Origin of the sequence: Mesorhizobium sp. B2-4-2 (assembly GCF_006442845.1) — a bacterium.
Taxonomy (GTDB): Bacteria; Pseudomonadota; Alphaproteobacteria; order Rhizobiales; family Rhizobiaceae; genus Mesorhizobium.
This window is the reverse complement of the sequence record NZ_VFVM01000002.1, coordinates 596,916-620,823: the sequence shown is the minus strand read 5'-3', so window position 1 is coordinate 620,823 and position 23,908 is coordinate 596,916. Positions and strand designations below refer to the sequence as shown.

The 23,908-nt window shown below is 63.3% G+C and carries 24 protein-coding genes; 9 read left to right on the top strand and 15 right to left on the bottom strand.

Going from position 1 to position 23,908, the window contains the following annotated elements:
* The first annotated feature begins 108 nt into the window (after nt 1-108).
* Complete coding sequence (locus tag FJ942_RS06745) at nt 109-1,311, top strand: MFS transporter (protein WP_140897383.1); 1,203 nt, start codon at nt 109-111, stop codon at nt 1,309-1,311.
* 77 nt (nt 1,312-1,388) lie between these two features.
* Here FJ942_RS06745 and FJ942_RS06740 read toward each other — a convergent pair whose 3' ends face one another.
* From FJ942_RS06740 to FJ942_RS06705, 8 genes are all read right to left on the bottom strand, one after another.
* A complete protein-coding gene (locus FJ942_RS06740) occupies nt 1,389-1,682 on the bottom strand; it encodes an HlyU family transcriptional regulator (RefSeq protein WP_140495907.1) in 294 nt (97 codons plus the stop codon).
* 113 nt (nt 1,683-1,795) lie between these two features.
* Nucleotides 1,796-2,470 carry a PadR family transcriptional regulator gene (locus FJ942_RS06735; protein ID WP_140897382.1) on the bottom strand — a complete coding sequence of 225 codons (675 nt, stop codon included), beginning with the start codon at nt 2,468-2,470 and terminating at the stop codon, nt 1,796-1,798.
* A 168-nt stretch (nt 2,471-2,638) separates the two neighbouring features.
* Nucleotides 2,639-3,007, bottom strand: coding sequence for a DCC1-like thiol-disulfide oxidoreductase family protein (locus FJ942_RS06730; protein ID WP_140496404.1), 369 nt, complete (start codon nt 3,005-3,007; stop codon nt 2,639-2,641).
* 20 nt (nt 3,008-3,027) lie between these two features.
* Nucleotides 3,028-3,297 carry a DUF333 domain-containing protein gene (locus tag FJ942_RS06725; RefSeq protein WP_140495909.1) on the bottom strand — a complete coding sequence of 90 codons (270 nt, stop codon included), beginning with the start codon at nt 3,295-3,297 and terminating at the stop codon, nt 3,028-3,030.
* A gap of 106 nt (nt 3,298-3,403) precedes the next feature.
* The gene (locus tag FJ942_RS06720) at nt 3,404-3,697 is read right to left on the bottom strand and encodes a GYD domain-containing protein (protein ID WP_140495910.1); all 294 of its coding nucleotides are present in this window, start codon (nt 3,695-3,697) and stop codon (nt 3,404-3,406) included.
* A gap of 209 nt (nt 3,698-3,906) precedes the next feature.
* The gene (rpoD, locus tag FJ942_RS06715) at nt 3,907-5,931 is read right to left on the bottom strand and encodes an RNA polymerase sigma factor RpoD (RefSeq protein ID WP_140495911.1); all 2,025 of its coding nucleotides are present in this window, start codon (nt 5,929-5,931) and stop codon (nt 3,907-3,909) included.
* A 521-nt stretch (nt 5,932-6,452) separates the two neighbouring features.
* A complete protein-coding gene (gene dnaG, locus FJ942_RS06710) occupies nt 6,453-8,387 on the bottom strand; it encodes a DNA primase (protein ID WP_140897381.1) in 1,935 nt (644 codons plus the stop codon).
* A 141-nt stretch (nt 8,388-8,528) separates the two neighbouring features.
* Nucleotides 8,529-8,924, bottom strand: a complete 396-nt coding sequence (locus FJ942_RS06705) for an RcnB family protein (RefSeq protein ID WP_140495913.1) — start codon at nt 8,922-8,924, stop codon at nt 8,529-8,531.
* A 247-nt stretch (nt 8,925-9,171) separates the two neighbouring features.
* Between FJ942_RS06705 and FJ942_RS28440 the strand changes: the two genes are divergently transcribed.
* From FJ942_RS28440 to FJ942_RS06690, 4 genes are all read left to right on the top strand, one after another.
* Nucleotides 9,172-9,318, top strand: coding sequence for a hypothetical protein (locus tag FJ942_RS28440; protein WP_181165210.1), 147 nt, complete (start codon nt 9,172-9,174; stop codon nt 9,316-9,318).
* On the top strand, nt 9,315-10,976 hold the full coding sequence (locus FJ942_RS06700; RefSeq protein ID WP_140495914.1) for a Na/Pi cotransporter family protein: 1,662 nt from the start codon (nt 9,315-9,317) through the stop codon (nt 10,974-10,976). Before FJ942_RS28440 ends, FJ942_RS06700 begins: the two co-directional genes overlap by 4 nt.
* 218 nt (nt 10,977-11,194) lie before the next feature.
* Nucleotides 11,195-11,404 carry a DUF2061 domain-containing protein gene (locus tag FJ942_RS06695; RefSeq protein ID WP_140495915.1) on the top strand — a complete coding sequence of 70 codons (210 nt, stop codon included), beginning with the start codon at nt 11,195-11,197 and terminating at the stop codon, nt 11,402-11,404.
* 122 nt (nt 11,405-11,526) lie between these two features.
* Nucleotides 11,527-12,711: an MFS transporter gene (locus FJ942_RS06690; RefSeq protein ID WP_140686120.1), complete on the top strand. Its 1,185-nt coding sequence runs from the start codon at nt 11,527-11,529 to the stop codon at nt 12,709-12,711.
* A gap of 114 nt (nt 12,712-12,825) precedes the next feature.
* Here FJ942_RS06690 and FJ942_RS06685 read toward each other — a convergent pair whose 3' ends face one another.
* Both FJ942_RS06685 and FJ942_RS06680 read right to left on the bottom strand, forming a co-directional pair.
* Complete coding sequence (locus FJ942_RS06685; RefSeq protein WP_140582017.1) at nt 12,826-13,383, bottom strand: GNAT family N-acetyltransferase; 558 nt, start codon at nt 13,381-13,383, stop codon at nt 12,826-12,828.
* Between the two features lie 52 nt (nt 13,384-13,435).
* Nucleotides 13,436-14,140: a DNA helicase gene (locus FJ942_RS06680; RefSeq protein WP_140897380.1), complete on the bottom strand. Its 705-nt coding sequence runs from the start codon at nt 14,138-14,140 to the stop codon at nt 13,436-13,438.
* Nucleotides 14,141-14,430: 290 nt separating this feature from the next.
* Here FJ942_RS06680 and FJ942_RS06675 point away from each other — a divergent pair, with 290 nt between their 5' ends.
* A complete protein-coding gene (locus tag FJ942_RS06675; RefSeq protein ID WP_140897411.1) occupies nt 14,431-15,420 on the top strand; it encodes a hypothetical protein in 990 nt (329 codons plus the stop codon).
* 46 nt (nt 15,421-15,466) lie between these two features.
* Here FJ942_RS06675 and pcaD read toward each other — a convergent pair whose 3' ends face one another.
* On the bottom strand, nt 15,467-16,258 hold the full coding sequence (gene pcaD / locus FJ942_RS06670; RefSeq protein ID WP_140582023.1) for a 3-oxoadipate enol-lactonase: 792 nt from the start codon (nt 16,256-16,258) through the stop codon (nt 15,467-15,469).
* Nucleotides 16,259-16,358: 100 nt separating this feature from the next.
* Here pcaD and FJ942_RS06665 point away from each other — a divergent pair, with 100 nt between their 5' ends.
* Nucleotides 16,359-17,285 (top strand): LysR family transcriptional regulator, encoded by a 927-nt coding sequence (locus tag FJ942_RS06665; RefSeq protein ID WP_140686119.1) that lies wholly within the window; start codon nt 16,359-16,361, stop codon nt 17,283-17,285.
* A gap of 36 nt (nt 17,286-17,321) precedes the next feature.
* On the opposite strand, the gene FJ942_RS06660 is transcribed toward FJ942_RS06665, so the two are convergent.
* On the bottom strand, nt 17,322-17,771 hold the full coding sequence (locus FJ942_RS06660) for a GatB/YqeY domain-containing protein (protein ID WP_140524847.1): 450 nt from the start codon (nt 17,769-17,771) through the stop codon (nt 17,322-17,324).
* A 278-nt stretch (nt 17,772-18,049) separates the two neighbouring features.
* Here FJ942_RS06660 and carA point away from each other — a divergent pair, with 278 nt between their 5' ends.
* Nucleotides 18,050-19,261, top strand: a complete 1,212-nt coding sequence (gene carA, locus FJ942_RS06655; RefSeq protein ID WP_140555988.1) for a glutamine-hydrolyzing carbamoyl-phosphate synthase small subunit — start codon at nt 18,050-18,052, stop codon at nt 19,259-19,261.
* A 13-nt stretch (nt 19,262-19,274) separates the two neighbouring features.
* On the opposite strand, the gene FJ942_RS06650 is transcribed toward carA, so the two are convergent.
* From FJ942_RS06650 to mntR, 3 genes are all read right to left on the bottom strand, one after another.
* Nucleotides 19,275-20,576: a TCR/Tet family MFS transporter gene (locus tag FJ942_RS06650; protein ID WP_224680421.1), complete on the bottom strand. Its 1,302-nt coding sequence runs from the start codon at nt 20,574-20,576 to the stop codon at nt 19,275-19,277.
* A gap of 121 nt (nt 20,577-20,697) precedes the next feature.
* Nucleotides 20,698-21,630, bottom strand: a complete 933-nt coding sequence (locus tag FJ942_RS06645; protein WP_140555992.1) for a neutral zinc metallopeptidase — start codon at nt 21,628-21,630, stop codon at nt 20,698-20,700.
* 204 nt (nt 21,631-21,834) lie between these two features.
* A complete protein-coding gene (gene mntR, locus FJ942_RS06640; RefSeq protein WP_181165236.1) occupies nt 21,835-22,284 on the bottom strand; it encodes a manganese-binding transcriptional regulator MntR in 450 nt (149 codons plus the stop codon).
* Nucleotides 22,285-22,516: 232 nt separating this feature from the next.
* On the opposite strand from mntR, the gene FJ942_RS06635 reads away from it, so the two are divergent.
* A complete protein-coding gene (locus tag FJ942_RS06635; protein WP_140555994.1) occupies nt 22,517-23,881 on the top strand; it encodes an Nramp family divalent metal transporter in 1,365 nt (454 codons plus the stop codon).
* The last annotated feature ends 27 nt before the right edge of the window (nt 23,882-23,908 follow it).

The window sequence follows — 23,908 nt, the reverse complement described above, 5'->3', positions numbered from 1 at the left end:
GCAACCGGATTGTAGGATTGGTGCCGGCGCCGGCGTCCTTCGGACGCAAGCGGCAGGCCAAGTCAGGCCGTGCCGCACAACAAATGCCTTACGGCATGGGAGAAAACCATGAACCTTTCCTATCGTTGGGTCATTGTCGCGGCCGGCGCGCTGATGTCCTGTGTCGCCATCGGCACCATGTTTTCGCTGGCGATCTTCCTCGAGCCGATTGCGCTCGATACCGGTTGGTCACGCGCCGGCATATCGAGCGCGATGACGCTCAATTTCCTGGTCATGGGCCTTGGCGGCTTCGCCTGGGGCGCGCTGTCGGACCGCTTCGGCGCCCGCATCGTCGTCACGATCGGCGCGTTGCTTCTCGGCCTGGCCTTGGTGCTGGCCAGCCGCGCGGGCTCGCTTATCACCTTCCAGATCACCTTTGGCGTGCTCGTCGGGCTCGCGGCCAGCGCCTTCTTCGCACCGATGATCGCGCTTACAACAGGCTGGTTCGACACCAATCGCGGCCTTGCCGTGTCGCTGGTCTCGGCCGGCATGGGCGTCGCGCCGATGACGATCTCGCCCTTCGCCCGCTGGCTGATCTCGGCCTATGAATGGCGCACCGCCATGTTCGACATCGGCATCATGGCTTGGGTGCTGCTCCTGCCGGCGGTGCTTCTGGTGCGCCAGCCACCGAAGCCTGTCGTGACCGACACCGGCTCCTCGCCGGTTGCCGAGGGCGCCGGCCTGAGCGTCGGCCAAGCGCTGCGCTCGCCGCAATTCATCGTCTTGGGGCTGACCTTCTTCGCCTGCTGCGCGGCGCATTCGGGGCCGATTTTCCACATGGTCAGCTATGCCATGCTGTGCGGCGTGGCGCCCATGGCCGCCGTCTCGATCTACAGCGTCGAGGGCCTTGCCGGGCTTGGCGGGCGTCTGCTCTATGGCGTGCTCGCCGACAGGCTTGGCGTCAAGCCGGTGCTGATCGCCGGCTTGTTGATCCAGGCCGTGGTGATCGCCGCCTATCTCTCGATCAGCCAGCTCGACCAGTTCTACATGCTGGCCGTCGTCTTCGGCGCCACCTATGGCGGCGTCATGCCCCTCTACGCAGTGCTGGCGCGCGAATATTTCGGCCAGCGCATCCTGGGCACCGTGTTCGGCGCCGCCACCATGCTGTCCAGCCTCGGCATGGCGCTCGGCCCGCTCGCCGGCGGCATGGTGTTCGACGCCTACGCCAACTACCAATGGCTGTTCATCGGTTCGGCCCTCATCGGGCTGGGTGCGGCGGGCATCGCCATCGCCTTCCCGCCACTGCCGCGCAGAGCGCTGCAGCCGGCATAGCGGAGCAAACGAAAGGGCCGGCCCATATCTGGACCGGCCCTCGGATCTCTGGAATTCTTGAGCCGTTCGTCGGCGGTCTACCCGAACATCCGCTCGCCCTGCTCGTCGACGAGCTGGATGCCCTTCTTGATCGAGATGTCGACGGCGTCGTCCAACCCGGCGAAGCGATCGGCGCGGATGAATCTGTGTTCCTTCAGGACGCCGTCGACGTCCTTGGAGACGACGCCGCAGGTCTGGTACTGGCCATCGGCCTTGTAGGGCGTGGCGCTGATCGTGAAACCCTTGTGCTCCACCTGCTTGGCCGGTGCGGCGCTCTTTGGCTCGGCCGCTTCATCACCGCCACCGCCGAAAAGACGCTTCAGAAAAGACATCGGGCTTCCTCCAACAGCATTCATCCCGCACCACATAATGTGGCGCAGGATGAATTTCACTATCGCTCCTTGCTCGGACGGGCAAGGGCCGTGCCGGTTGGACCGAAGCCGGGTTATTTGCGCGACAGCGCTTCGAGCGCCGCGGCGGCGTCTTCGAGGATGCTCATCGCCTCGGCCTGCTTGTCCGCCGGCGCATCGACGATGTCGCTCAGCGCGGCGCGCAGCCGGTGGCGCAGCGCACGGAATTCGTCGCGCTTTTCCGAACGGCCGCCTCGGCCGTCGCGCCGATCCTCGCTATCGTCGTTCCAGCCGAACCAGTCGCGCGCCTTGGCCATCTTGCGGCCGAAGCGCTCGAGATGGTCTAGAACGCCGTCGATCATCTCACGGTTGTCGGCAAGATGCGCCTGCCCGGCCTCGGTGATCGAAAACACCTTCTTGTTGCCTTCGCTCGAGGACACGGCATAGCCTGCCTCTTCCAGGAAGGTCAGCGTCGGGTAGACCACGCCCGGGCTCGGGCTGTAGATGCCGCTGGTGCGCTCCTCCAAGGCCTTGATGATGTCATAGCCATGGCGTGGCGCCTCGGCCAGCAGCGACAGCGTGATCAGCTTGAGGTCGCCGTCGGCCAGCATGCGCCCGGCGCGGAGCATGTCGCCCGGGCCGCCGCGTCCGCCGCCCCTGCCATGGCCGAACGGGCCAAAGCCGCCGCCCCCGCCTCTGCCGCCAAATTTGCCGGCCATGTGCATGAAGACGCGCTCGGCGCGATCGCCAAAATGATTGTGTCCGTGCATTGATTGCTCCTTGAGTTATATCTTACGACATATCTTAGCTAGGCACACGCCAGCGTGGAGTCAAGATATATCTTACGATGTATCGGGCCGGAAGCGAACAGCATCTGTCGGACGCCGACCCGTCGGTCGCGCGCGAACATGCGTTCATCATGATTGGAGTAGCCGGCGCTACCAGCGGCCGTTGCGCCGGTTCCAGGCATAGAGCAGGTCGGCGAAGCGGTCGTAGCCGAAGCGAGCGAGCGGTAGCGTAAGGGCGTTGCCGAGCAGCTTTGCCAGCCAGCCCTCGCCCGGCGTCAGCGCCCACACGGCGATGGCGACATCGGCGCCGACCAGCAGCCTGCCCTGAGCATCGGTCGCGTGCAGCCGGCGGCGGATGTCTTCCAGCGAAGCGCCAAATCCGGCCAAGGCTTCCGGTTCATGATTGATGTCGCGAAATTCGATCCGCCCGGCCTTGATCGCCTCGATCAGCCGCCGCTTCTGCCTGGCAATTCCGGCATCACAGACCGGGCAGCGCGTGTTGTACCAGACGGTCAGCAAGGGCCTGGTTCTGCTGTCGATCACTTCAGGCCCATCACCGTCTTCGGCCCGACGCATTTGTTGTCGCGAAACAGCTCCCACTCTTCGCACAGCCGCCGATTGGGCAAGCGGCAAAATCCATATTCATTGCCAGCCTTGTCCTTCTTGATCACCAGGCGCCCGCCGATCTCTCCGCAATGGACCGATGCGGGATTGGACATGCCGACCGGTTTTTGCGGGGCAGTGTGGGCATCGATCGGCATCGACGACCACGCGGCAAGGCTGATAGCCAATATCGAAACTTTCTTCATCGCGATCTCCGCTGGCTGCATTCTATCACGATGAAGCGCACTGTCTTGCCGCAAGGCGCCGTCGAGCCGGCACCTGCTCATCGGCTCCGGAACGTCCCGATTTGCATCATCCAAGCGACGAGATGATCTCGCGGTAAGCAAGCTCCGGGAAAGCCTTCAGGGTCCGTGACTTGACGTTGCCGCCCGCGGCCAGCATCAGCGCGAAACGCGCCAGCACCGCATCGTCGGGCGCTTCGACCACCGCCACCATGTCGAATTCCCCCATGGTCAGGTAGAACGACTTGAACGATCCCCCCATCTCGCCCAGTTGCGTCTTGGCGGCATCGAGGCGCTTGGGGGATTCGCGCACGTTCTTCGCGCCCTGCTCGGTCCAGTTCATCAGCATGATGTAAGTCGTCATGGCACGCCTCCTCCGGGGCCACGGAGCACGGTGCTCAGGCCATGGCGATGTCGACACGGCCTCGACCGGGGCGGGCTTCCCGGGCTGTCGCCCAGAAAAATGCATCCGACACGAAATTATCCTCCCTAAGGGCGCGTGCCGCAATGGCGAGCGCCAAAGAAAAAGGGCGCCACGATGGGCGCCCTTGATCTCTTCACAATCGGTAGGCCTCAGCTATCCAGGAAGCTTCTAAGCTTGCGCGAGCGGCTCGGGTGCTTGAGCTTGCGCAACGCCTTGGCTTCGATCTGGCGGATACGCTCGCGGGTGACCGAGAACTGCTGGCCGACTTCCTCGAGCGTATGGTCGGTGTTCATGCCGATGCCGAAGCGCATGCGCAGCACACGCTCCTCGCGCGGCGTCAGCGAGGCGAGCACGCGCGTGGTGGTCTCGCGCAGATTGGCCTGGATCGCCGCGTCGATCGGCAGGATCGCCATCTTGTCCTCGATGAAGTCGCCCAGATGCGAATCCTCCTCGTCGCCGACCGGCGTTTCGAGCGAGATCGGCTCCTTGGCGATCTTCAGCACCTTGCGCACTTTTTCGAGCGGCATTGCGAGCTTCTCGGCCAGTTCCTCCGGCGTCGGCTCGCGGCCGATCTCGTGCAGCATCTGGCGCGAGGTGCGCACGATCTTGTTGATCGTCTCGATCATGTGCACCGGAATGCGGATGGTGCGCGCCTGGTCGGCGATCGAACGCGTGATCGCCTGCCTGATCCACCATGTCGCGTAGGTCGAGAACTTGTAGCCGCGGCGATACTCGAATTTGTCGACGGCCTTCATAAGGCCGATATTGCCTTCCTGGATCAGGTCAAGGAACTGCAGGCCGCGATTGGTGTATTTCTTGGCGATGGAGATTACGAGGCGCAGATTGGCCTCGACCATTTCCTTCTTGGCGATAGCCGCTTCGCGCTCGCCCTTCTGCACCTGGTTGACGATCTTGCGGAATTCCAGGATCGAGATGGCCGTTTCCGTGGCCAGATTCTGGATCTCGGCGCGCAGGTCCCTGATCGCGTCCTTCTCGTTCTTGGTGAACTCCTTCCAGCCGCGCGAGGTCAGATTGGCAATTGAGCGCGTCCAGTTCGGGTCGAGTTCGGAGCCCTGATATTCCTTCAGGAACTCCTCGCGGCGCACGCCATAGCTTTCGGCGAGACGCAGAAGCTTGCCCTCGTTCTGCACCAGGCGCTTGTTGATGTCGTAGAGCTGCTCGACCAGCGCCTCGATGCGCGCCGTGTTGAGCGACAGCGACTTCACCGCCTTGATGAGCTGATCCTTCAGCTCCTTCAAGCGGCGGTCCTGGCTGGGCGACAGCGTGCCGGCCGCGGCCAGCCGGTTCTCGACCTGCTGATCCTGCAGCTTGCGCAGCTTCTTGTAGGTGTCGGCGATGACGTCGAGCGTTTCCATGACCTGCGGGCGCAGCTCGGCTTCCATTGCCGCCAGCGACAGGCTGGCCTCGTCCTCGTCCTCCTCGTCGTCATCTCCGATGCCGCGCGTGTCGGCGCCGACATTGGTGATGTCGTCTTCATCGTCGCGTCCGCGGCGCGGCTTTTCCTCGACCTTGGGCGCTTCCTCGACGCGCTCCACCACCGGCGCCTGCTTGGCCTCGGGGCCGGCATAGGTGGCTTCGAGGTCGATGATCTCACGCAGCAGGATCTTGGATTCGTTGAGCTCGTCGCGCCAGATGATGATGGCCTGGAAGGTCAGCGGGCTTTCGCACAGGCCCGCGATCATCGTCTCGCGGCCGGCCTCGATGCGCTTGGCGATGGCGATTTCGCCCTCGCGCGACAACAACTCGACCGAACCCATTTCGCGCAGGTACATGCGCACCGGATCGTCGGTGCGGTCGGTCGGCTCTTTCTTCGTGGTTGTGGCGGCGACGGCGGTGCCGGTCTGCTCGGCCAGCTCGTTGGCGTCTTCCTCGGCATCCGCCGCGGTGTCGCCGGCCTCGGCCTCTTCGCCCTGCTCGTCGTCCTCGACGACGTTGATGCCCATGTCGGACAGCATCGCCATCGTGTCCTCGATCTGCTCGGAGGTCACTTCCTCGGAGGGCAGCACCGAATTCAGCTCGTCCATGGTGACATAGCCGCGCTTCTTGGCGGCCTTGATCATCTTCTTGACAGCATCATCGGAAAGGTCGAGCAGAGGGCCATCGGTGGCGCCTTCGCGTTCGGTCTCGACCTCTTCCTTTTCCTTTGTCGCCATAGTCTTTATCTTCTCCTAGCGGCCCGACATCGAGGCCGCGCAAGCTGTCGGACCGGTCAAATCGGCTGGGCTCGCTTTTGCAACGCGCTTCACCGGGCCAATAACTGCATCATCTCTTTGTTGGTGCCCTGTCGTCGCCCAAAACCGGTTTCCATTTTTGGGCGACATGCATTAAGTCCAGATTAACCCTGATATCTGTGGCAGGCTGGCTGCCTGTCCAGTGACCAAGACCTCACATCGCTGCTTTTCCCGTCGACGCGGGTGCGGGTTAACGTTTCGAATCGTCCTGATTCCGCCATTCTGCCGGAAGGTCAAGCGCCTCTCGCATGATTCGCATGAAAAAAGCGAATCAATTACCCGACTTAGCGCGGTCCGGCTCTAGAAGATCCATGACAACGCCGTCATTCCTGCACTTGCTGGCATGAGCCCGTCCCAACCCTCGGGCCGAAATGAGCTCCGCCTTTCTTCTGCTGGAGTATGATCGTTCCCGAAAACCGGGTCCCGCTTTTCGGAACCATGCTTCAGGCCCGACCAGCCCTGCCCGACGAAACACCGAAACCTTCGATCAGCGCTTCCGTCGCTTGTACATCCCGAAATTGCGCTTGAATTTCGATCAGATGGCGGAAATTCTCGTCCGACGGATCCGCATCCATCGCCGCTTCCGCCTGTTTCAGCTCCTTATGTAAGGTGCGCGCGCTACGCTGCAAGTGCAGCGCCTGGTTCAGAGCGTCGCGGGCGTCCTCGAGCGCTGCCGTCTCCAGCGCCGGCCACTGCCGCGCTCGCCTGATCAGGCCGACGGCACGCTCCCAGATCTTGGCGCAGCCGGCGCGTTCGATCGTCGCCACCACGGCGTGGCGGTCATTGGCCATGTCATGTGCCATCGCGTCGAGGATGGCGCCGTGCAGCCGCTTCAGCTCGGAATTGGCGAGATCGAGGAACTCGACATGGGCGAAATTCTCGTCGATCAGCGCCGGGTGGTTGACCAGTGCGACGATGATCGTCGCCTCGCGCACCGACATGCCTTCGCTGCCGCGCTTGACCAGTGCCGACTGGCCGAGGCTTTCCGTGATGGCGATGCGACCACCGCCGGCCTTGGCGAATTGTCCGCCGGGAGCGGGCGCCTTGCCCTGCCCCGGTTTCCAGTCCGGACGACCTTGCCGCGTTCCGCGCTGAGAACCGAAGAAGCTCAGCACGCGCTCGCGCATCTCCTGCTGGTAGTGATATCGCAGGCTTTCATCACGGATGCGGCTGGTCAGTTCGCGCAGCCGCTTCTCCAGTTCGGCCCGGCGCTCCGGCGTGTCGAAGACGCCGCCCGCCGTCTCGCGCATCCATAACAGATCGGCAAGAGGACGCGCTTCCGCCAGCACGGCGCGGAAGGCATCCGGCCCCTCCGCCTTGACCAGGTCGTCGGGATCCTTGCCTTCCGGCAGCAGCGCGAAGCGTGCGGTGCGCCCCGCCTGGACTACGGGCAGCACCATGTCGGCGGCCCGCCATGCCGCCTTCAGCCCGGCCTTGTCGCCGTCGAAGCACAGCACCGGCTCGGCGGCCATACGCCACAACAGTTCGAGTTGGTTTTCGGTAAGCGCCGTGCCGAGTGGCGCCACGACATTCTCGAAGCCGGCCTGCGCCAATGCGATGACATCCATATAGCCTTCGACGGCGATGACCGTGCCGCCCTTGGCCAGCGCTTTTCGCGCGCGGGCGAAATTGTAGAGTACGTTGCCCTTGTGGAAGAGCTCGGTATCGGGCGAGTTCATATATTTGGCGAGCGCATCCGGCGCCAGCGCTCGCCCGCCGAAAGCGATGATCTTGCCGCGCGAATCCGGAATCGGGAACATGATGCGGTCGCGGAACCAGTCATAGGAAACCGGAATGTCGTCGCCATGGCGCACCAGCCCACAGGCCTCGATATCGGCCTTCGGCACGCCCTTTGCGGCCAGATGCTCCTTCAGCGCATTGCGGCTGTCGGGCGCATAGCCCAGCCGGAACGCATGCTGCGTCGCAGGCGTCAGTCCGCGGTCGCGCAGATACGCACGGGCTTTGGCGCCCTCCGCGCCCTGTAGCCGCTCCTGGAAAAAGGCAGTCGCCATTTCCATGACGTCGGTAAGGCTGGCGCGTTCCTTCTCGCGCCGCTCCTCCTGCACGTCGCGAACCGGCATCGGCACGCCGGCCATGTCTGCGATCTTCTCGACCGCCTCGGGAAAGCTCAGTCCGTCAAGTTCGGTCAGGAACTTGAAGTGATCGCCCGAGACCGAGCAGCCGAAACAATGGTAGCGGCCCTTCTTGTCCTCGCAATGGAAGGATGGGCTCTTCTCGCCATGAAACGGGCAGCAGGCCCAATAATCGCCGCGTGACGCATTGGTCTTCTTGCGATCCCAGGCGACGCGCTGGCCGATGACCTGCGAAATCGGCACGCGGTCGCGTATCTCGTCGAGGAAGGCGGGCGGAAAGCGCATCGGGGAACTCGTTTATCCCCCATATAATCATGCCCGCGAAGTCCGGCGACCCCTAATGCTGACGATGCCCGGTTTCCACAGGGCAAAAGGAAAGGCGGCCGTTGCGGGCCGCCCTTCCTCCAGTCTGGCACTATCGGGACTTTACTGCGCGGCGATGGCGCCAAAGATGATGCCGGAGAGGGCGCCGACCAGCACATAGTCGTTGCCGACGCGGATCCATTCCTGGCCACGGCCCGGGCGATGCAGGCCGTAGCGACCATAGTCGCGGACCGGCTGATGCTGCCGCCAGCCGGAATATTTCTGGCCATTGCGCCAGTTGTTCCGCTTCACGACGACCTTCTTTTGAATGATACGCTTCTGGATAACGCGCTTCTGGATGACGCGCTTCCTGACATCCCGGTTGGTGGGCTTCTGCCAATCGACATTGGTATAGTTCGACTGCGGCGCGACCGGCGCATTGAGCGGTGCGGCCTGGCCCGTCAGGGACGTGGCGGCCAACATCGAGAAAGCAAGACCGGAAAGAACAATGCGCTTCATGAAGGAATCTCCTTGGTTGTCAATGCCGCAGAAATAGCCGTCGAAGAATGAACCGAAACTGAACATGAGCATTACAATTCCGTAATAAATCCGAAGCTTTAGACCGATTGGTTGAACATCCTCGCAAATTCCGGGCGAAGGGCGGGGGGCAACATCGGCCGATCCGCTGCGTCAGGGCGGCGGGGCTCATGCAACCATTTCGGCATCCGTCCATTCTCCGACACGGCCCGTCGCGCGCGGAGAGCCCTTGAAATCGACAAATTTTTATTATCCGGCTAAAATATTCGAGCTATTATCGGCCAACGTCATGATCATGATTCGCACCCCTCCTCTTTCTCCCGACCGCCGCGCTGCCCGTGTCGCCGGCCTTGTCCGTATCGGCGCGCCGCAATGAGCGGCTCCGTGGTTCTTCTGCATCTGGCCGGGGCCGTGGCGCTGATGTTGTTTGCCACGCGCATGGTGAAGACCGGCGTCGAGCGCGCCTATGGCGACGTGCTGCGCCACAAGCTGCGCGCCACCATGCGCAATCCTGTCATGGCGGTGCTGGCCGGCACCGGCCTCGCTATAGCGCTGCAGAGCTCCACCGCCGTCACGCTGCTGGTCGGCTCCTTCGCCGGCTCCGGCATCGTCTCGGGCGCGGCCGGGCAACTGGCCGTACGCGGCGCCGAGATCGGTTCGGCTCTGGTGGTCAAGCTGCTCACCTTCGATCTCACGCTGCTGGTGCCGCTCTGCCTGATCACCGGCACGGTCATGTTCATGGCCACCGAGCGGCGCGACTGGCGCCAGACCGGTCGCATCCTGGTCGGCATCGGCCTTTTGATCCTGTCGCTGGAAATGATCGGTCAGGCATCCGAGCCGCTGCGCAACAGCCAGTTGATGCCGGTCATCATCAATTACTTCTCCGGCGATTCCATCACCGCCTATCTGCTGGCGGCGCTGATCACCTGGCTGTTCCAATCGAGCATCGCCGCGGTCCTGTTGATGGCGACGCTGGCGGGCCGCGGCCTGATCACGCCCGAACTCGGCGTCGTCCTCATCCTGGGCGTCAATCTCGGTTCGTCGATCATCGCGCCCATGCTGACCCGCTCCTCCGGCCCCGAAGTGCGCGTCGTGCCGATCGGCAACCTCTTGATGCGCGGGCTTGGCTCGCTGGTCATGCTGATCCTGGTCATGATCTTCAGGCCGCATTTCGCGTTCCTTGGCGCGACGGCAGCGGACCAGATCGTCAATGCCCACATCCTGTTCAATGTGCTGATCCTGCTCGCCGGCCTGCCGCTGGCGGGTCTCGTCTACCGCGCCTCGGAGAAGATCGTGGCGCTCGGCACCAAGACGCCAGCCGCCACGCTCGACGTCGTCGAACTCTCGGCGCTCAACGAAAGCGCGCTCGACGTGCCGAGCCAGGCGCTGGCCAATGCCACCCGCGAGGTGGTGCGGGTCTGCGAGACGGTCGAGATCATGCTCAAGCGCATCATCGAGCTCTACGAGAGCGCCGATGCCGACAAGATCAAGGCGCTGGCCGCCCTTGACGACCGCGTCGACCGCAAGCACGCGGCGATCAAGCTCTACCTCGCCAAGGTCACCAAGAACCCGCTGACCGAGGACGAGGCGTTGCGCTGCCAGGAACTGATCGGCGCCTGCGTCAAGCTGGAGCAGGTCGGCGACATCATCGTGCGCAACATGCTGGTACATGTGAAGAAGAAGTTCGACCGTGGACTGGAATTCACCGACGAGGGTTGGAGCGAGCTGTGCGCCTTCCACGCTTCGGTGCTCGCCAATGCGCGGCTTGCCTTCAACGTGCTGGTGTCGCGCGATGCCGAGACGGCTCGCCAATTGGTGCTGGAGAAGGAACGGCTGCGCGACGCCGAAAAAGAGACCAGCGCCAGCCATTTCCTGCGGCTGCGCGAAGGCACTGCCAAAAGCGTCGAGACCAGTTCGATCCACCTCGACACCATCCGCGATCTCAAACAGATCAACTCGCTGCTGGCATCGATGGCCTATCCCGTGCTGGAAGAACGCGGCCTCCTCGGCGGATCCAGGTTGAAGGCGAGCTGATCAACGACATCTCTCCCTTCTTTGAGACACCTCATCCCACCTCGCTTTGCGACGCCACCTCCCAACAAACAAGGGCAGAAGGAAGAGCGCCGCACTCTGTCGAAAAAATTGTATTGCGGCAGAATTGCATGGCGTCGGTCCTTCGGCGGCAAAATTGCCATTGCCGCGTTTCCATCGCTCGGGCTAGGCATATCAGCCAAAGCTTTCGGAGGAGATCGATGGACACCCATTCGCGCAGTTTCGCCAAGGCGCTTTCGTGGCGCGTGACCGGCACCATCGATACGATGATCATCTCGCTGGTGGTGACCGGAAGCGTCAAGCTGGCGGCCGCCATCGGCGTGACAGAAGTCTTCACCAAGTCGCTGCTCTATTATTTTCATGAGCGGGCATGGTTGAAGGTTCCTTATGGACGCAAGACCCCGTTCTGAACCCGGGGTCAAGATTTTGAACCCGGAGATCAAGAAAAGCTAAAGCGGCGACAAAGATTTCTGGATTGCCGGCAGCGCGCATCCGTGGTTTGAGGCCTGCATTCGAGGATTTAATTCCCGCCATGTCGCTTCCGCTCATCGCCCTGTTCATCGCTGCCTTCGCTTTCGGCACCACCGAATTCGTCATCGCCGGCGTGCTGCCGCAGGTGGCGCAAGGGCTTGGCGTTTCGGTTCCGACATCGGGCTATCTCGTCTCCGGCTATGCCTGCGGCATCGCCATCGGCGGTCCGCTTCTGGCACTTGCCACCAAGTCCTTGCCGCGCAAAACCTTGCTGCTCGGCCTGGCGGTCGCCTTCACCATCGGTCAGGCGGCCTGCGCGCTGGCGCCCGACTTCACCTCGATGCTGCTTCTGCGCATTGCCGTCGCAGTCGCGCATGGCGCTTATTTCGGCGTCGCCATGGTGGTTGCGGTCGGGCTGGTGCGCGGGGACCAGCGCGGCATGGCGGTGGCCGTCATCCTGTCGGGCCTCACCGTCTCCAACGTGATCGGCGTGCCGGCGGGCACTGCCATCGGCAACATCTGGGGCTGGCGCGCGACCTTCTGGGTTATGTGCGCATTGGGCGTGGCGGCCACGCTTGCCATGGCAGCCCTTTTGCCGCGCACCACAGGTTATCAGGCCAAACCCGCCGGCCTCGCCCGCGAGGTCCGCGTGCTTGCCCGCCAGCAGGTCTGGACCTCGCTGATCCTGATGCTGATGCTGATGATCGGCCAGTTCGGCCTGTTCACCTACATCACCCCGACATTGATCGAGATCACCGGCCTCGACGAGAACCTGGTGCCCTGGGTGCTCTTGCTCAACGGCGTCGGCGCCACGCTTGGCGTCTTCCTCGGCGGCAGGCTAGCCGACTGGAAGCTGATGCCCTCGCTGATCACCATGCTGGCCCTGCAGGCGGTGACGCTTGCGGTGATCTATGCCGTCAGCCCCTATCCCGTGCCGATGATCGTGGCGATCGTCATCTGGGGCGGCCTCAACTTCGCCATCGGTACGCCGATTCAGACCCGCATCCTGTCCTGGACTGCGGATGCCTCGAACCTGGCCTCCTCGCTGATCCCATCCGGCTTCAATGTCGGTATAGCGCTCGCGGCATCGCTCGGTGCCGCCATGCTCAATGGCGGTTACGGTTATCGCAGCCTGCCGCTGCTTGGCGCTGTGGCGATGCTCGTCGCAGTCGCGGTGGCGCTCGCCTCGCACATCTGGGAGTGGCGCAGCAACGCCACGCCACCGCTGACGGCAGCGGCTGAGTAGATTATCCGCGTCAGGACATCCACCACCGATCATGCCTGATCCGGGCGTCCACCGGCGCAAGCACGACGCGATGAACAGTCATGTCTCGCCCGGCGGCTGCGCAGCTCCAACGCATTACAGATCGATGCGGAACCGCAGGCTCTCCGCTCCGCCATAGGCGGCATCTTCGAGGAAACGTTCGACCAGTCTGCCGCCGTTGGCCAGGATCACTTTGTGCGAGGCCGGATTGCCAGGTTTTGCGGTGATGTCGACATGAGCCAGGCCGACCGCCCTCGCCTCATCCAGCATAAGCCGCAGCGCTTCCGTCGCGTAGCCGCGTCGCTGTTTCCACGGCACCACGGCGTAGCCGATATGGCCAAGCACGTGCGGCGGCAGCGCCGACGTGCCCTTCTGCCAGCGCAGGCCGATCGAGCCTGACGTCTCGCCGTCCCACATCCAGCGCCTGAAGCCCGGCAGGCGCGGGACCTGTCTGCCGTCAGGCAAGGTGATCGGCGGCCCCTTGGCCTCGGGATCATCGAGGCTGGCCAGGAACGCCGCCGGATCCTCCTCGATTGCGGCAAGCTGCTCGCGAGCTGCCTCCATGAGCCGTACATTGTCGGGCGACCAGCCGCGCTCGAGCGCAGCCTTGTAGGACGCCAGATGCTTGAGCCCGGGCTTGACAATTTCGATCATGATCCATGCTCCTTCGCAGGCCAAGCAGGCATAGCGATAGCCACTGGAACGCTCAAGCGGGCTGGAAGCGGATCGCGCCCTTGTTGAGGAAACACGCTTTGCTGAACAGCGACAGATCCAGCGGGTTCGGTAGCCGAACGTCGCTGATATCGGGAAACGGCTTCGTCGACGGATCGTAGGAGCGGTCGATCTGCGAGATGAAGACCAGGATCACGCCCGTGTCACGCGCAAAAGCCTTCAGCGTGCGCACCTGATCCATCAGCTCCGGATTGTCCCGTTTCTGGTCGAGCAGTTGCAGATAGTCGATGATAGCGAGCGTCCCGCGCGCCGCCGATCCCAACACCTCGACGATGTAGTCGGCGCTGATGGCTTCGGAAGTGTCGGACGCGAACAATCGGTCGAACTGGGCGGGGTCCGCCCCGATGGCGCGAAACCGGTCCAGCACATCGCGATGCGTGTATTCCAACGAGAAGAACACGCTGCGATGGCCACGCTTCATGGCTTCGACCGCGAGCTCGAGGCTCATCAGCGTCTTGCCGTGGCCTGGTCGCGCACCGACCAGAACCAGGTCGCCGGGCATCAGCCGCGAGAACAGCCTGCCGGCGGCCGTCGTCTCGGCTGCCTTGGCCGCAAGCAGACTCCAACTCGCAAAACCTTCGCGGGCTGCAACACGGTCAAGCGCCTGATGGAGCGGAATCTTCTCCTTGCGGGACAACAGCCTGGCTTGACGCTTCAGATGGTAAATGGGCGCAATCATCGCAAACCTCCTGGTGCGAGCAGTCTTCGCAACCCCTCCTTATGCTTGGTGCTCGAACAGTCGGTTCGATGATCGGATTGCCCCGCATGAATGATGCTTTCCCGACGGAGGGAGGAGGCGTGGGCGCGCCGGAATCAGACAATACCCCAATGCTGACCGGTCGAAAACGCGCATACGTGCCGGGAATGCTGAACAAGATGTGTTTCGCCGGCCGGCATAAGCCGATTTATGATCGTGCCGGGGGTGATTCACCGCCAAAACACAAACGCTTCGACAGGAGAACGGGTCTGGTGCGGTTGAGATCTATCCCGCTGGGTGTCGTCGCCAGCCTCTTCCTCGTTGTCGTCGCTTTGACGGCACGGTCCTTTGCCGCGCCCTCGGCCATTCCGGCCTGGCTGCAGGCCCATGTCGGCGAAGGTGATGGCCAGATCTCAGCTGTGGTCCTGGAGCGGGCCCGAGCGCTTTACCTGAAGAAAGTCGGCGCAGGAGCCGTTAACAATCCCTGCTACTTCGCCATGGATGCGACGCGCCCTAGCGATCTGGGCAACAACAAACTGGGTCACCGTTATTACATCATCTGCGAGGCCAGCCAGGCGTTTCGCGCCGTTTCGGCGGGCCACGGCAGCGGCCGGAATCTGAAGGGCGTCGCAGATTTCGCCAATGGCAAGCGCTGCGCGAAGAACTTCGGCAATGCGCTGGATTCGTCACTGACCGCCGGCGGCGCCTATATGACCGGCGAGGCGAAAACCTCGTTCAAGGGCTATTATCGCACCGCAGCGAAGCAGGACGTGGCTTTCATGCGTACCTTCGTGCAGTTCGATGGCGAGGGCGAGGCCGCGAACGCCAGGCAGCGCGTGATCGGCGGGCATCCGGCGGAAGTGCTGAAGGGAATGTGTCTTCGCAAAGACCCGGCCAGCTCGCATGCCGACCATGACGGCTACGTGCCGTTCGGCAAACTGGTGGATTATGCCGGCGGCCGCAGCAATGGCTGCACCAGTTGGTCGGCGGCGGATGCGCAGCAGATCATCCCGATGGTGAAGGACAATCCGACTACGCTCTACATCTACCCTGAATCGCGCGACATCGCCGCCGTTGCGCAAATCGTGGCGGCGGGCCGTTCGCTGTCGGACGCTGGCCTCTATTGGAACGCATCCTGCCTGAAGGAAATCGGCACGCCGAAATTCTGGCCGCGAAAGACGCTCGAGCCGATCATTGCCCAATACAGGAAGGACCACCCGGCACCGCCGCCGCAGCCGGTGCCGATCTGCAAGGAGCCGTGAGGTCCGTCCCGGCTCCGGGGATGCGGGGTCTACGGGATCGCATCCCTCAGCGCAGAAAATCGAACACCGCCTGCATGAAACCGGATGGATATTCGACATTCGACAGGTGAACCGCCGGCAGGACGACCAGTTTCGCGCCGGGCACCGCCGCGGCGATCAGTTCGCTGTGGCTGGCCGCCGTCACCGTGTCGTGCTCGCCGGCGATCACCAGCGTCGGCCGCGAGATCAGCGCCACGGTGCGGCGAAGGTCGGCGTCGCGCACCGCCGCAAAGAGGCCCGCCAGGCCTTGCCGGTCGATGGCGAGCAGCATGGCGCGAAATTCCTCGATGACGGGCTCGTTGGCCGCCACCATTTTTGCCGGGAACCAATTGTTGAGGAACGTTTCGGCGGTTTCGGCCATGTCGGGCGCCTGCCGGACGGCGGCAATGCGCTCGTCGAAATAGCTTGCCGGTCCGAGATGCGACGAGGTGTTGCTCAGGATCAGCCGGTCGATCCGCTCCGGCGCGTGGATGCCGAGCCATTGCCCGACGAAGCCGCCCAGCGACAGGCCGAGGAAATGCACGCGGCCAAGGCCGAGCGCGTCGAGCAGTTCGATCACGTCGCCGCCGAGCCGATCGAGCGAATAGGCGCCGGCCGGCACGCTCGATCCGCCATGGCCGCGAAAATCATAGCGCAGAAGATGGAAATGCCTGGACAACTCGCCGACCTGTCCATCCCACATATGCAGCGTGGTGCCGATGGAGTTCGACAGCATCAGAACCGGCTTTCGCGCATCGCCGTCGAAACGGTAGGCGATGCGCGTGCCGTCGCCAACAGTCACAAAATTCAGCTCACTCATGATGAAAGATCCTTCTGGAAGGGTTGAATGACAGAGCGTAGTCAGATCGTTGGTTTGTTGATATTACAAAGTCAGGACAATCTCTGTAATCAAAGCTGACATGGCTGAATTCACCTTGCACGACCTGCAGTGCTTCGACGCCGTGATCCGCACCGGCGGCTTTCAGCCGGCGGCGGCCCTGTTGCATCGTTCACACCCGGCTGTATTCGCCGCTGTCGCCAAGCTGGAACGGCAGCTCGACCTCGTTCTCCTGGACCGCAGCGGCTATCGCGGGCGCCCGACCGAGGCCGGGCTGTCGTTCCACCGCCGGGCGCAATCGCTGCTGCGCGAACTGGAAGGCCTGCGCGTGCATGCCGCCCAGCTCTCGATGGGCGAAGAAAGCGAAATCCATGTGGTGATCGGCGACCTATGCCCACGACCGCAGGTGCTGGGCCTGCTCGGGCGGTTCTTCGCGCAATGTCCCGGCACGCGTCTGCACCTGCACTTCGAGGCCGTCGGCGGCCCTTGGGAACGCCTTTTCGACGACGAGGCCGATCTGGTCCTGCACTGGATCGACAAGGGCGATGCGCGGGTGGAATGGATCGATTTGTGCAAGGTGCCGTTCATTCCCGTGGTGGCACCGGGCTTTCTGCCGGAGCGCATCGAGCCGCCGATCACACCCGACCAGATGCAGGCGCTCACCCAATGCGTGATGCGCGACACTGCCCGCCATTCACCGCAACAAGACTACTTCATGGTCGAAGGCGCGCCGCAATGCCTGGTCGCCGACCAGGGCATGAAGAAGGAGATCATCCTGCAGGGCCTCGGCTGGGGCCACCTGCCACGCTTCCTGATCGAGGAGGAGCTGCGTGATGGACGCCTGCGGTCCATCGCCGGCCCTCATATGCCGGGCCGCACCGACGAACTGGTGGTTGCGCGTCGCCGCGACCGTCCCCACGGGCCGGTCGCCAACCGTTTGTGGGATCATATCCAGCAGGAGGCGCCAGCATTGCGCCACGCGTTGGAGCCCCAGAAGGTTGTTTTATAGGCAGGCGAGCGCTGGCGCTCGCGCTCGACGCGCCGACTATTGCAAAAGCCCCTTGATGATGCCGCTTGCCTTGCCGAAATCCATCTGGCCGGCATATTTCTGCTTCAGTGCCGCGATCACCTTGCCCATGTCCTTCTGGCTGGCGGCACCGGTCGCCGCGATCGCCTCGCGCGCCGCGGCGGTGATGGCGGCATCGTCGAGCTGCGTCGGCAGGAAATCGCGGATGATCTCCATCTCGCTGCGCTCCTGCGCGGCCAGTTCCGGACGCTTGCCGTCTTCGAAGGCCTTGGCCGATTCTTCGCGCTGCTTCACCATCTTGGCCAGGATCTGCAGGATCGCCTCGTCGCTGGCCGGTTCCTTGCCGGCACCGCGATTGGCGATATCGCGATCGTGGATGGCGGCTTGGATCAGCCGCAATGTCGGCAGCCGGTGCTTGTCCTGCGCCTTCATCGCGCTCTTCAGGGATTCGGCGATTTTTGCGCGCATCGTGCTCTCTCCTTCGGTCGGCGCGGACAATAGCGCCCGGTGCGGACCAACGCAAACCCTGATATGTCGAGGCAAGCCTATGATATTGCTCAATGAAATAAATCGTAGCGGCATTTCCCATCATCATTGACCGACCTGCTCCCTTCCCCTATGTACTGGGCCTTGCATGAACTGAAGCTTGAGTGCGTGGAGGCAGCGAATTCGCCGCTCCGCGCCGTTTGCCGCGCAAATAGCCCGCCGGGCCTGTTTGAAGCGCGCGGCCTGATAGGAGTGCCGCCATGGCCGACACCGCGTCCACCCCCGCTTGGGCCACCGAGAAACCGACGGCATTGCTGGTGCTGGCCGACGGCACCGTCATTGAGGGTCGCGGTCTCGGCGCAACGGGTTCGGCGGTCGCCGAGGTCTGCTTCAACACCGCGCTTACCGGCTATCAGGAGATCCTGACCGATCCGTCCTATGCCGGCCAGATCGTCACCTTCACCTTCCCGCATGTCGGTAATATCGGCACCAACGGCGAAGACATCGAGGACCTCAATCCGGCTGCTCGCGCCGGTGCCGTCGGCGCCGTGTTCAAGGCCGATGTCACCAATCCCTCCAACTACCGCGCTGCCGGCCATCTCGATCAATGGCTGAAGAAGCGCGGCATCGTCGCCCTCTCGGGCATCGACACCCGCGCGTTGACCGCGTTGATCCGCGAAAAGGGCATGCCCAACGCCGTTATCGCGCATGCGCCCGACGGCGTCTTCGATCTTGACGACCTGAAACGCCGCGCCGCCGCGTGGTCCGGCCTGATCGGCCTCGACCTCGCCAAGGAGGTCACGTCAGGCCAGTCCTCGGTGTGGCGCGAGACGCCTTGGGTGTGGGACGAGGGCTTTGGCGAACAGGACGAGCCCTCCATGCATGTCGTCGCCATCGACTATGGCGTCAAGCGCAACATCCTGCGCCTGCTTGCGGGGCTTGGTGCCAAGGTGACCGTGGTTCCGGCCAAGACCGGCGCCGAGGAAATCCTCGCCATGCAGCCGGACGGCATCTTCCTGTCCAACGGCCCCGGCGACCCTGAAGCCACCGGCGCCTACGCCGTGCCGGTCATCCAGGACCTGCTCAGGACCGAGATTCCGGTGTTCGGTATCTGCCTCGGCCACCAGATGCTGGCGCTGGCGCTGGGCGGCAAGACCGCCAAGATGCATCAGGGCCATCACGGCGCCAACCATCCGGTCAAGGACCACACTACAGGCAAGGTCGAGATCGTCTCGATGAACCACGGCTTTGCCGTCGACGCCGACTCGCTGCCGTCAGGCGTCGAGGAAACCCATGTCTCGCTGTTCGACGGCTCGAATTGCGGCATCGCGCTGACAGGCCGGCCGGTATTCTCGGTCCAGCACCACCCCGAGGCCTCGCCCGGCCCGCAGGATTCGCATTATCTGTTCCGCCGCTTCGTCAACCTGATCCGCGAAAAGCGCGGCGAGGAACTGCTGGCCGAACGGGCTTAGTTCCGACAGATCCTCATATTCGTGCCCCATCTTCCGCGACGCCTTTGGTGACGGTTCCGAGTGCCGCAGGCCTCGCCACTTTCGTAACGAAGACAACGAGCGCCAGCACTAGGAAAACCGCGCCAACCAGGTAAGGCGCACCGCCGAAGGTCACTGGCGCGCTTGGCCCGGTGAACCAGGAAAAGATCGCGGTATAGAGCAGCGGCGTGACGATCGATGTGATCGAGAAGATCGACGTCATCGCGCCTTGTAATTCACCCTGCGCCGAAGGCGGCACCTTGGCGGCGGCGAGGCTCCTGAGCGGCGGGTCGGCCAGCGCTTCCAGGCAGCCGACGACGATCACCGCATAAATCATCCAACCCTGCGTCGCGAAGGCGTAGCCGAAAGCACTGAGCGCCGTGAACGCCAGACCGATCACCGCCGTCCTCCACTCGCCAAGCCTGGGAATGATGCGTGGCAGCACCGTTGCCATGACGATGGCTCCGCACAGGCCGAAAGCGCCGAGCGAAAAACCGATCTGCTGCTCGTTCCAGCCATAGCGATAGTTGGAGACGAACGACCAGACCGCCGGATACATCATGTGGCCGAGCGTCATCAGGAAGAAGACGAGCCCGATCCAGCCAATGCCTTGATATTGGCGCATCTGCAGAAGCGTGCCGACTGGGTTGGCGCGCTTCCACTCGAAGCGGCGGCGGTGCTTTTCATCGAGCGTTTCGGGCAGCAGGAACAGCGCGATCAGGAAGTTCACCAAGGCAAGTCCGGCGGCGAAATAGAACGGCACGCGCGGCCCGAAGGTGCCGAGCAGTCCGCCAAGGACGGGCCCGATGACGAAGCCGACGCCGAAGGCGATGCCGAGCAGGCCGAAATTCTTGGCCCGGTTCTCATCGTTCGAGATGTCGGCGATGAAGGCTGATGTGGTCGAATAGCTGGCGCCCGAAATGCCGGCCAGCACGCGCCCGATGAACAGCATCGGGTAGGACCAGGCTATGGCGCAGATCAGATTGTCGATGGAAAACGTCAGCACGGAGGCGAGAAGGATCGGCCGCCGGCCGAACCGGTCGCTCAACCCGCCCATGACGGGCGCGAAGAAGAACTGCATGGCCGCATAGACGAAGAACAGCCATCCGCCCTCGATCGCCGCCTCCGAGACGCCGACGCCGGTCAATTCTTGCAGGTAGGCCGGCAGCACCGGCATGATGATGCCGAATCCGATGATGTCGAGGAGCAGCGTCGTGAAGACGAGCGCAAGCCCCCGCTTGGCGGTTTTGGGATCGATCATGGTTTCGTCTGCTCCTTCCCGGCGCCTGGCGCGCAGGCGGAGGCACTTATAGGCGAGCAGGCCGTCAGGAACAATGAGGGAACAAGCAGGACGTTCGCATCCTGACACCCCCTGACGACATCCTTGCCGTCAGGTCACCCGTGAAAGAACCGGATGCTCAGATCGGGTTGTTGAACGTATCGCAGTCGGAAAGCTTGCCGCTCTTGTAGCCGCGCGCCAGCCAGGTCTGCCGCTGCGCCGACGTGCCGTGGTTGAAGCTTTCCGGCACTACGTAGCCCTGCATCTTCTTCTGCAGCGTATCGTCGCCGATCTGCCTGGCGGCATTGAGCGCGCTTTCCATATCGCCTTGCTCCAATATGCCCTTCTGCGCCGTGTAATGCGCCCAGACGCCGGCGAAGCAGTCGGCCTGAAGCTCGACGCGCACCGACATTTGATTGGCTTCGGCCTCGCCCATGCTTTGCCGCATCTGGTTGAATTTGGACATGATGCCGGTCAGATTCTGCACGTGATGGCCGACCTCATGCGCGATCACATAGGCCCGCGCGAACTCGCCCGAGGCGCCGAACTGCTGGTCCAGCTGCTGGAAGAATGTCATGTCGAGATAGACCTTGTGGTCGCCGGGGCAATAGAACGGTCCGGCCGCCGACGAGGCGAAGCCGCAGGCCGAGCGGATCTGCCCGCTGAACAGCACCAGCTTGGGGTCCTCATAGGTCAGTCCGTTGGCCTTGAAAATGCCTGTCCATGTGTCCTCGGTCTCGGCCAGCACGGTTGCCACGAACTGCTTCATCTCGTCGGAAGCCGGCGCACCGGTGCCCCCGCCCTGGCTGCCGCTGTTGTCCGTTATCTCGCCGCCGCCAGGCAGCAGGCCTCCACCGCCGCCGCTCAGCACCTGGATCGGATCGATGCCGAAGGCTTTCAGGCCGAAATAGAGCACGACGAGGATGATGATGGTCGAGATCGACATGCCGCCGCCGCTGCTGCCGCCGATCGGAATGCGGAACTGGCCGGGTCCGCCGCCACCAAATCCGCCGCCGCCGCTGCTGCGCTGGTCCTCGACATTGTCACTCTGACGACGGCCTCTCCAGAGCATGGCAACTCCCCGCGCTGCGAATTTACTGGTCGATCCGGCGCGAGGCCGGCTCCACCTCATAAACAATTATCTCAATGGTTGCGCCAAGTCACAGCATTTTTCGCAGCCGTGGCCGTGCTGGCATGTTGGCTCCGCTGCTCTGGCCGCGACTGTGGAATGTCTATGGCATCGCCGGCGAAACGAGCCAACGGCTTGGCAAAGTCCCTAGCCCGCCGTCATCGCCTTGCGGAACGCTTCCAGTGTCTCGGCACTGACATGGTGCTCTATGCCCTCGGCATCGATGCGCGCCGTCTCGGCGCTGACGCCGAGCGAACGCAAAAAAGCCTCCACCGTCTGGTGGCGAATGCGGCTCTCTTCCGCGACCTTGCGACCTGCTTCGGTCAAGAACACGCCGCGATAAGGCTTTCTGGAGACCAGCCCGTCGGCACACAGCCTGGTCAGCATCTTGGCCACTGTCGGTTGGGCGACCCCCAGCCTGGCCGCGATGTCGACCTGGCGAGCCTCGTTGCCGTCCTCGATCAGGTCGGCGATCAACTCGACATAGTCCTCGACCAGCGCGCTGCGGCGCGCTTCGCGCGTCTGCCGGAACCCTTCCGAATGGACATCGGCATCGGGCAGCGGCTCACGCGGGACCGGTCTGTTCTTCAGCGCCAATATGCGCTCCTCCTTGGCTGCCCGAAGATTGAATCGGCCCGCATTCATAGCACGGGCCCCCACAATCCTGGCGTTTATTTGCATTCGGGCCCAGGCGCAACCGCATCGCCGCCGCGTCGGAGCACGATCGATCACATCACAAAAGCATGATCAATGAAATATAGCATATTGCATAATGTTGAGCCGCGACATAGATAGGAGACATCATCCATTGCATCAAGCGGAATTCGCCATGTCCGAAACCGACGCCACCGCCATAGCCAGACCCGCGTGGCGGTTCGACAGGCCAGGCGACGAGCAGCCGAGTCTGCGCGAGGTCAATTCCTCGATCGCCGTGCCGAATTCGGGCGTCTGGTTCCGTCGCCTGTTTGCCTTCATGGGGCCGGGCTACATGGTCTCGGTCGGCTATATGGACCCGGGCAACTGGGCGACAGACCTCGCCGGCGGCGCCCAGTTCGGCTACACGCTGCTGTTCATCATCATGCTGTCCAACCTGATGGCGATCCTGCTGCAGGCGCTGGCCGCGCGTCTCGGCATCGCCACTGACCGCGACCTCGCCCAGGCCTGCCGCGCCTACTACCCGCGTCCGGTGAACTTCGTGCTGTGGATCGCCTGCGAGCTCGCCATCATCGCCTGCGACCTCGCCGAAGTGATCGGCACCGCGATCGCGCTGCAGCTCCTGTTCGGCATTCCGCTGATCGGCGGCGCCATGCTCACCGCGCTCGACGCCTTCCTGGTGCTTTTGTTGATGAACAAGGGCTTCCGCTATCTCGAAGCCTTCGTCATCGCGCTTCTGATCATCATCTTCAGCTGCTTTGCCATCCAGATCTTCGTCGCCGCGCCGCCGGCCGGCACGATCCTGCATTCGATGTTCGTGCCGTCATCCGAAATCGTCACCAATCCGGCGATGCTCTACATTGCCATCGGCATCATCGGCGCAACCGTCATGCCGCACAATCTCTATCTGCACTCCTCGATCGTGCAGACCCGCGCCTATGAACGCACCGACAAGGGCAAGCGCGACGCCATCAAATGGGCAACGACGGACTCGACCATCGCCCTGATGCTGGCCCTCTTCGTCAACGCCTCGATCCTGATCGTGTCGGCGGTCGCCTTCCACAACACCGGCCACCACGACGTCGCCGAGATCGGCCAGGCTTTCGAACTGCTGTCGCCGCTGCTCGGCCTGAGCATCGCCTCGATCCTGTTTGCCGTGGCGCTGCTTGCCTCCGGCCTGAACTCGACGGTGACCGCCACGCTTGCCGGCCAGATCATCATGGAAGGCTTCCTGCGCCTGCGCATCCCGCAATGGGCGCGGCGCCTGCTGACGCGCGGCCTCGCCATCATCCCCGTCGTGGTCGTCACCGCGCTCTACGGCGAAAAGGGCACTGGCCAGTTGCTGGTGTTCAGCCAGGTGATCCTGTCGATGCAGCTGCCCTTCGCGGTGATCCCGCTGGTCCAGTTCGTCTCCGACGGGAAGAAGATGGGCAATCTCGCCATTCCGCGCGGCGTTGCGGCGCTCGCCTGGGTGGTCGCCGCCATCATCCTGGTGCTCAACTTCAAGCTGCTCTACGACACGCTATTCGGGATCGGCTGAGATCGGCCGCGACAAAGACGCGACCCG

Coding starts and splice junctions, on each gene's coding strand:
- FJ942_RS06700 (WP_140495914.1), top strand. CDS start 9,315: ATGAGCGGCTCCGTGGTTCTTCTGCATCTGGCCGGGGCCGTGGCGCTG.
- FJ942_RS06735 (WP_140897382.1), bottom strand. CDS start 2,470: ATGCACGGACACAATCATTTTGGCGATCGCGCCGAGCGCGTCTTCATG.
- pcaD (WP_140582023.1), bottom strand. CDS start 16,258: ATGAGTGAGCTGAATTTTGTGACTGTTGGCGACGGCACGCGCATCGCC.
- FJ942_RS06660 (WP_140524847.1), bottom strand. CDS start 17,771: ATGCGCGCAAAAATCGCCGAATCCCTGAAGAGCGCGATGAAGGCGCAG.
- dnaG (WP_140897381.1), bottom strand. CDS start 8,387: ATGCGCTTTCCGCCCGCCTTCCTCGACGAGATACGCGACCGCGTGCCG.
- FJ942_RS06740 (WP_140495907.1), bottom strand. CDS start 1,682: ATGTCTTTTCTGAAGCGTCTTTTCGGCGGTGGCGGTGATGAAGCGGCC.
- FJ942_RS06720 (WP_140495910.1), bottom strand. CDS start 3,697: ATGACGACTTACATCATGCTGATGAACTGGACCGAGCAGGGCGCGAAG.
- FJ942_RS06685 (WP_140582017.1), bottom strand. CDS start 13,383: ATGATCGAAATTGTCAAGCCCGGGCTCAAGCATCTGGCGTCCTACAAG.
- FJ942_RS06680 (WP_140897380.1), bottom strand. CDS start 14,140: ATGATTGCGCCCATTTACCATCTGAAGCGTCAAGCCAGGCTGTTGTCC.
- FJ942_RS06645 (WP_140555992.1), bottom strand. CDS start 21,630: ATGCTCTGGAGAGGCCGTCGTCAGAGTGACAATGTCGAGGACCAGCGC.
- FJ942_RS06690 (WP_140686120.1), top strand. CDS start 11,527: ATGTCGCTTCCGCTCATCGCCCTGTTCATCGCTGCCTTCGCTTTCGGC.
- rpoD (WP_140495911.1), bottom strand. CDS start 5,931: ATGGCGACAAAGGAAAAGGAAGAGGTCGAGACCGAACGCGAAGGCGCC.
- FJ942_RS06705 (WP_140495913.1), bottom strand. CDS start 8,924: ATGAAGCGCATTGTTCTTTCCGGTCTTGCTTTCTCGATGTTGGCCGCC.
- carA (WP_140555988.1), top strand. CDS start 18,050: ATGGCCGACACCGCGTCCACCCCCGCTTGGGCCACCGAGAAACCGACG.
- FJ942_RS06745 (WP_140897383.1), top strand. CDS start 109: ATGAACCTTTCCTATCGTTGGGTCATTGTCGCGGCCGGCGCGCTGATG.
- FJ942_RS06695 (WP_140495915.1), top strand. CDS start 11,195: ATGGACACCCATTCGCGCAGTTTCGCCAAGGCGCTTTCGTGGCGCGTG.
- FJ942_RS06635 (WP_140555994.1), top strand. CDS start 22,517: ATGTCCGAAACCGACGCCACCGCCATAGCCAGACCCGCGTGGCGGTTC.
- FJ942_RS06665 (WP_140686119.1), top strand. CDS start 16,359: ATGGCTGAATTCACCTTGCACGACCTGCAGTGCTTCGACGCCGTGATC.
- FJ942_RS06725 (WP_140495909.1), bottom strand. CDS start 3,297: ATGAAGAAAGTTTCGATATTGGCTATCAGCCTTGCCGCGTGGTCGTCG.